This window comes from Mycobacterium sp. MFM001 (assembly GCF_003402475.1).
Taxonomy (GTDB): Bacteria; Actinomycetota; Actinomycetes; order Mycobacteriales; family Mycobacteriaceae; genus Mycobacterium.
The window spans coordinates 342,654-348,734 of record NZ_BFAB01000005.1; the positions used below are offsets into that span (position 1 = coordinate 342,654).

Below are 6,081 nucleotides of genomic sequence, written 5' to 3' on the forward strand. Positions count from 1 at the left end.
CTCTGTTTCGCGCGCCGGCCACGCCCACTCGAACTACTCGACGGTGACGGACTTGGCCAGGTTGCGCGGTTTGTCGACGTCATATCCGCGGGCCTGCGCCACCGAGGCGGCGAACACCTGCAGCGGGATGGTCGACAGCAGCGGCTGGAAAAGCGTTGACACCGCGGGGATTTCGATCAAGTGATCGGCGTAGGGCCGCACCGTGTCGTCGCCCTCCTCGGCGATCACGATGGTGACCGCGCCGCGGGTCTGGATCTCGCGGATGTTCGAGAGCAGCTTGGAATGCAGCGTCGCGGAGTTCTTCGGCGACGGCATCACCACGATGACCGGCAGGTCGTCTTCGATCAGCGCGATCGGCCCGTGCTTGAGTTCGCCTGCGGCGAAACCCTCCGCATGCATGTAAGCCAGCTCTTTGAGTTTCAGCGCGCCTTCCAGCGCCACCGGGTAGCCGACGTGGCGACCCAAAAACAGCACGGTCTGCGACTGCGCGAACCGATAGGCCAGCTCGGCTACCGGCTTCATGCCGGTGAGCACCCGGGCCACCAGCTCCGGCATGGATTCCAGTTCGCGGTACTCGCGTTCGACCTCGTCGGGGTATTTGGTACCGCGGGCCTGGGCAAGCGCCAGTCCGACAAGGTAATTCGCCGCGATCTGCGCCAGGAACGTCTTCGTCGACGCCACCCCGATCTCCGGTCCGGCGCGGGTATAGAGCACCGCGTCGCATTCGCGCGGGATCTGTGAGCCGTTGGTGTTGCAGATCGCCAGCACCTTGGCTTTCTGCTCCTTGGCGTGGCGGACCGCTTCGAGGGTGTCGGCGGTCTCACCGGATTGCGAGATGGCCACCACGAGTGTGCTGCGGTCCAAAACCGGGTCGCGGTAACGGAATTCGCTGGCCAGCTCGACCTCGACCGGCAGCCGGGTCCAGTGCTCGATCGCATACTTGGCCAGCAGCCCGGAGTGATAGGCGGTGCCACAGGCCACCACAAAGACCTTGTCGACCTCGCGCAGCTCCTGGTCGGAGAGCCGCTGCTCGTCGAGCACGATCCGGCCGTCGACGAAATGCCCAAGAAGCGTGTCGGACACCGCGGCGGGCTGCTCAGCGATCTCCTTGAGCATGAAGTACTCGTAGCCGCCCTTCTCGGCGGCGGCCAGGTCCCAGTCGATGTGAAACTCGCGGTACTCGACGTCGGGGTTGCCGTCGAAGTCGGTGACCCGATAACCGTCGGCGGTGATCACCACCGCCTGGTCCTGGCCCAGTTCGATCGCGTCGCGGGTGTGCGGGATGAACGCGGCCACGTCGGAGCCGATGAACATCTCGCCGTCGCCGATCCCGACCACCAGCGGCGTGGAGCGGCGGGCGGCCACGATGGTGCCGGGCTCGTCGGCGTTGGCGAAGACCAGAGTGAAGTGGCCCTCCAGCCGGCGCAGTACGGACAACACCGACGCCGCGAAGTCGCCGGCCGTGTCGCCCTGCCGATATGCCTGGGCTACCAGGTGCACCGCGACCTCGGTGTCGGTGTCGCTGGCGAACTCCACCCCGGCGGCCTCCAGCTCCCGGCGCAGGATCGCGAAGTTCTCGATGATGCCGTTGTGGACGACGGCGATCTTGCCGGCCGCGTCGCGGTGTGGATGGGCGTTGCGGTCGGTGGGCCGGCCGTGGGTGGCCCATCGGGTGTGCCCGAGGCCGGTGCCGCCAACCAGCGCGGCCGGATCGGCCTCCTCGAGAGCGTGCTCGAGGTTGGCCAGCCGGCCGGCGCGCCGGCGGACGGTGAGCTTGCCGGCCCCGTCGAGCAACGCGATGCCCGCCGAGTCGTAGCCTCGGTACTCCATCCGACGCAGCGCCGCGACGACCACGTCGCAGGCAGACCGCTGCCCGACATAGCCGACGATTCCGCACATAGCTGACCAGGGTAGTGCAGGCGGCCCCCGCGGGTGCTAAACGCGCTGATCAGTGGCGTGCAAGCCAGTACAGTCGCGATATGTCCGGCGACACCGTCAACGGAATCCCCCGAGTCGACCCGCGGGCAGGCCGTGCAGCGTGGAAACGCGCAATGCTGGCCCTGGTGGCGACCAAACCCGGCGCGGCGATACACCGCACGCTCGCTGCCCCGCTGGACGCGCCGCTCATGCGGCTCACCCGCGGCCGGGTAAGCCTCGCCGCGGGCGCGATGCCGCTGGTGGTGTTGACGTCGACCGGCGCCCGCAGCGGCCAGCGGCGCGACACACCACTCGGCTATTTCACCGACGGCGACGACGTCATCCTGATCGCCTCCAACTATGGCGGCACGCGGCATCCGGCCTGGTACCACAACCTGCTTGCCCACCCGGAATGCGAATTGCATGTCGGCGAGAGCGGCGGCCGATTTGTGGCGCGCGAGGCGACGGGCGCCGACCGGGACCGGCTGTTCGACCTGGCCGCGGCTTACTACCCCGGCTACGCCAAGTATGCGGAGCGCACCGACGGCACTCGGACGATTCGTGTGCTGCGGTTGACGCCGGCCAGTTGATTCCAGCTAGCGGTAATGCGGCCTGCACCCGCGGCCACGACACTGGACTCGTGGCTATGGCTGAGCCGTTGCGGTGCGTGATCGTCGACAACAACCGCGACTTTCTCGATGCTGCGGCGCGGCTGCTCGAGCGGCAGAACATCAGCGTGGTCGGCGTCGCCGGGTCGTCGTCGGCCGGACTGCAATGCGTAGAGGCGCTGCGCCCCGACGTCGCGCTCGTCGATATCGAGCTTGGCGGCGAGAGCGGTTTCGACCTGGCCGAGCAGCTGGGCGCCCAGTCCAGGGCACCGGTGATCCTGATCTCCACTCATGCCGAGGAAGACTTCGCCGAGCTGATCTCGGCCAGCCCGGCGGTGGCGTTCTTGCCCAAGTCCACGCTGTCCGGTGCTGCGATCCGGGAAATCCTCAGCGCGAATCCAGGAACGTGATGACCGCCCGGACGCGACGGTGGTCGTCGTCGGTTTCGGGCAGATCCAGTTTCGTGAGAATGCTGCGGACATGTTTTTCGACGGTGCCCTCGGTCACCCATAGCCGCCGCGCGATGCCGGCGTTCGATCGGCCCTCGGCCATCAACTCCAATACCTCGAGTTCGCGGGGCGACAGCACTGCGAGCGGGTCGTCCCGTCGGCGTCCCGACACCAGTTCCTGCACCAGCGCCGGATCCACCACCGAGGCGCCTTTCGCGATCCGCTGCAGGGTGTCGACGAATTCACCGACGTCGGTGACGCGGCTCTTGAGCAGATAGCCGATTCCGCGGCCGCCGGCCAGCAGCTCCATCGCGTGCTCGATGTCGACGTGAGCGGAGAGCACCAGGATTCCGGTGTCGGGCAGCTCTTCCCGGATGGTCCGGGCTGCGTCGAGGCCCTCGGTGGTGTGGGTGGGCGGCATCCGGATATCAACGACGACCACGTCGGGCGCCTGGTCACGCACCAAGTCGAGCAGTTCTACGGCGTTACCCGCCTGGCCGACGACCGCGAACCCGGACCGGTCCAGCAAGCTGGTCAGACCTTCGCGCAGCAGGGTTTCGTCGTCTGCGACCACCGCACGCAACGGCGGCGGGGCGGTGCTCGTATCGGACGTCAGCGGTGCCTCCGAAGCAGTGCGTCGTTTGGGACACATCTTGCACCAACGGCGTCCGCCGGGTGCCGCAGTTATGCCGAAAGGCGTGCGTGGTTGTCGTCGAAGCCGGCCAGGTCCCGCCATGAGCGGATCGCGTGGCGGACCAGGTCGACGGCGCGGGCGGAATCGGTGGCTCCGGTTGCCCAGGCGTGGGCGCGCAGCGCGTGACCGGTAATGGCGTCAAGCGTCGCCGTGTGTTCGCTGTCCAGTGGTGCGATCGACTGACGGGCCGCCCGGACGGCATAGAGCGCGGCTCCCCCGAGCGTCGGCTTCAGCGCACTGACGGCGCTGTGGGCGGCGCTCCACTCGGTGACGGTCGGCGCGACGCCGGACGCAGCTTTGCGGTGTAACTCGGCGATATCCCGAACAGCTTCGGCCGCAGCGTCTTTGGCGTATCGGACGACCCCCCAGATCGGGTTGGCCAGCAATTCGGCGACCCAGGCATGGATCACCGCATCGGACACATCCGCCGTTCCCACGGTCTGCCAGCCCAGCTCGAGGGCAACGGCGCCGTCTCGGCACGACAAGTAGCCCTCCGGGCCGGCGAGCAGGTCGTTGCACCATTGGACGAACGCAGCCAGCGGGCGGGCCGAGCAGGCCGGGTAGTCGGTGATCTCGGTGTCGCCGTTGGCATACGAGATGGCGTTCATCGCGCATCCCGTGCCCGTTCCGGCCGGGTGTGATCCTGCGACCAGTCGCAGCTGGGGGGTGTTGTGCTGGTCCATTTCGCTTGCGTCCCTTCGCGGTAGGTGCCTCGTGACACCATCAAGGTTCGCGGTTGCGGCGGCGAATGTCGTCTAGGCCAGCAACCATCCCTTGCTCAGGCGACCTGCAATATCCGACTACCGGCTAGCAGGAATACCGCTCAGCCCTGAAACCGGGATGGTGACGTGCAGCGAGGTCCCCTGTCCCGGCCGCGACTCGACCCGGAATTGCCCGCTGAGCGCCTCGACGCGGTCCTTCAGCCCGATCAGCCCCGACCCGTTGCCGGCCTCGGCGCCGCCGATCCCGTCGTCGCCGATTGACAGGTACAAGTTCTGGTCGTCGGCGTGCGCGGCGACGTTGACCTCGTTGGCCTGTGCATGCTTGTCGGCGTTGGTCAGCGCCTCGGCCACCACGTAATAGGCGGCGACCTCCGCGGGTTCGGGCAGGCGTCGGTCGATGTCCGCGTCGAGCGTGACCGGAACGGCGGATCGGCGGGCGAGGTTGCGCAACGCCGGGCGCAGTCCACCCTTGGCGAGAATGCCCGGGTGAATGCCGCGGGAGAGATCCTGCAGCTCGGTGAAGATCTCGTTCAAACTCGAAACCGCTTCGGACAGTTCGCTTTTGACGTCGGTGAGGTCCTCGGGCACCGAGTCCTCGGTCATCCGCAGCCGCAGGCCCAGGGCGACAAGCCGTTGTTGAGCGCCGTCGTGCAGGTCGCGCTCGATGCGGCGTCGCGCGTCGTCGGCGGCGGCGACAATTCGCGCGCGGGAGGCGACGAGTTCGGCGCGGTTGGTGGCCGCAGCGATCGCGGTGGCGACCAGCTCGGCGAATTCGGCAGTGCGCTGCTCGGCGTTGTCCGGTAGCGATTCCGGTCGCGACGAGCCGACGAGCGCCAGGCCCCACATGCGTTCGTCGACGATGATCGGTGCGCCCACCCGGCAATTCATGCCCAGCTCGCGCATGCGTGCCGCCAGCGATCCGGCGGCGTTGGCCAGGCTCTCCATTCGGTGCGGGCGACCGGTGCGGAACACCTTTCCGGCCACGTTTTCGCCCTCTAATGTCAGGCGCTCGCCAACGCCTAGGCCGTGCGCTCCCTCTTGGGAGTAGCAGGCGACGGCGACGACCGCCGCGCCGTCGTCTTCGTAGCGGAACACCTCGGCGCTGTCGACGCCCAGGCATCGGCCCATCTCCTCGGCCACCGCATCGAACACCTCTTGCGGGCTGACTCCCCGTGCGACCAGGGTCGCCACCCGCCGCAGCGCAGCCTGCTGCGTTGCGAGGTGACGCAGCTGCTCCTGCTCACGGCGCCGCTCGCTGACGTCGCGGCCGAGGCAATAGAACAACTCGTGCTGCGGCACGATGATCCATTCGATCCAGCGCTGGGTGCCGTCGGGGCAGACGGCCCGGCTCTCGAATCGCACCGGTTCGCCGCTGCGGAAAAGCTCGCGCACCGACGCGGCGACGCCCTTGCGGTCCTCGGGCGCAACGAAATCCGTGGCCTTCGCCGACGCGTCGGGTGCGAATCCGAAGATCCGCTCGAAGGCCGGATTGACGCGGATCAGCCCCTGCTGGCCCGCAATGACCAACAGATCCGACGACAAGTCGAAAAACCGCTCCAGCTCCCGATGGCTGTCGATCAGCGCATCATCGCGTCTTGACGACACCCAGGGAGTATCCCTCGCAGGCCACGACATCCGGGGCGATTCACTACAGCCGTGCGCTACCGTCGTCTCAGTGTCAGGGTGAGGTG

The 6,081-nt window shown here is 67.8% G+C and carries 6 protein-coding genes; 2 read left to right on the forward strand and 4 right to left on the reverse strand.

Translation table 11 applies throughout. The annotated features are described in order from the left end of the window. Positions 1-33: 33 nt before the first annotated feature. A complete protein-coding gene (glmS, locus tag MFM001_RS11605) occupies positions 34-1,899 on the reverse strand; it encodes a glutamine--fructose-6-phosphate transaminase (isomerizing) (protein WP_116375403.1) in 1,866 nt (621 codons plus the stop codon). 80 nt (positions 1,900-1,979) lie between these two features. On the opposite strand from glmS, the gene MFM001_RS11610 reads away from it, so the two are divergent. Next, a complete protein-coding gene (locus tag MFM001_RS11610; RefSeq protein ID WP_116375404.1) occupies positions 1,980-2,507 on the forward strand; it encodes a nitroreductase/quinone reductase family protein in 528 nt (175 codons plus the stop codon). 56 nt (positions 2,508-2,563) lie between these two features. Continuing rightward, positions 2,564-2,935 (forward strand): LytTR family DNA-binding domain-containing protein, encoded by a 372-nt coding sequence (locus MFM001_RS11615; RefSeq protein WP_116375405.1) that lies wholly within the window; start codon positions 2,564-2,566, stop codon positions 2,933-2,935. On the opposite strand, the gene MFM001_RS11620 is transcribed toward MFM001_RS11615, so the two are convergent. From MFM001_RS11620 to MFM001_RS11630, 3 genes are all read right to left on the reverse strand, one after another. After that, the gene (locus tag MFM001_RS11620; protein ID WP_116375406.1) at positions 2,913-3,626 is read right to left on the reverse strand and encodes a response regulator transcription factor; all 714 of its coding nucleotides are present in this window, start codon (positions 3,624-3,626) and stop codon (positions 2,913-2,915) included. The two genes, MFM001_RS11615 and MFM001_RS11620, sit on opposite strands and share 23 nt — an antisense overlap. A gap of 32 nt (positions 3,627-3,658) precedes the next feature. Continuing rightward, the gene (locus MFM001_RS11625) at positions 3,659-4,351 is read right to left on the reverse strand and encodes a hypothetical protein (protein WP_116375407.1); all 693 of its coding nucleotides are present in this window, start codon (positions 4,349-4,351) and stop codon (positions 3,659-3,661) included. A 117-nt stretch (positions 4,352-4,468) separates the two neighbouring features. Beyond that, positions 4,469-5,995 (reverse strand): GAF domain-containing protein, encoded by a 1,527-nt coding sequence (locus MFM001_RS11630; protein WP_160118007.1) that lies wholly within the window; start codon positions 5,993-5,995, stop codon positions 4,469-4,471. Positions 5,996-6,081 lie beyond the last annotated feature (86 nt).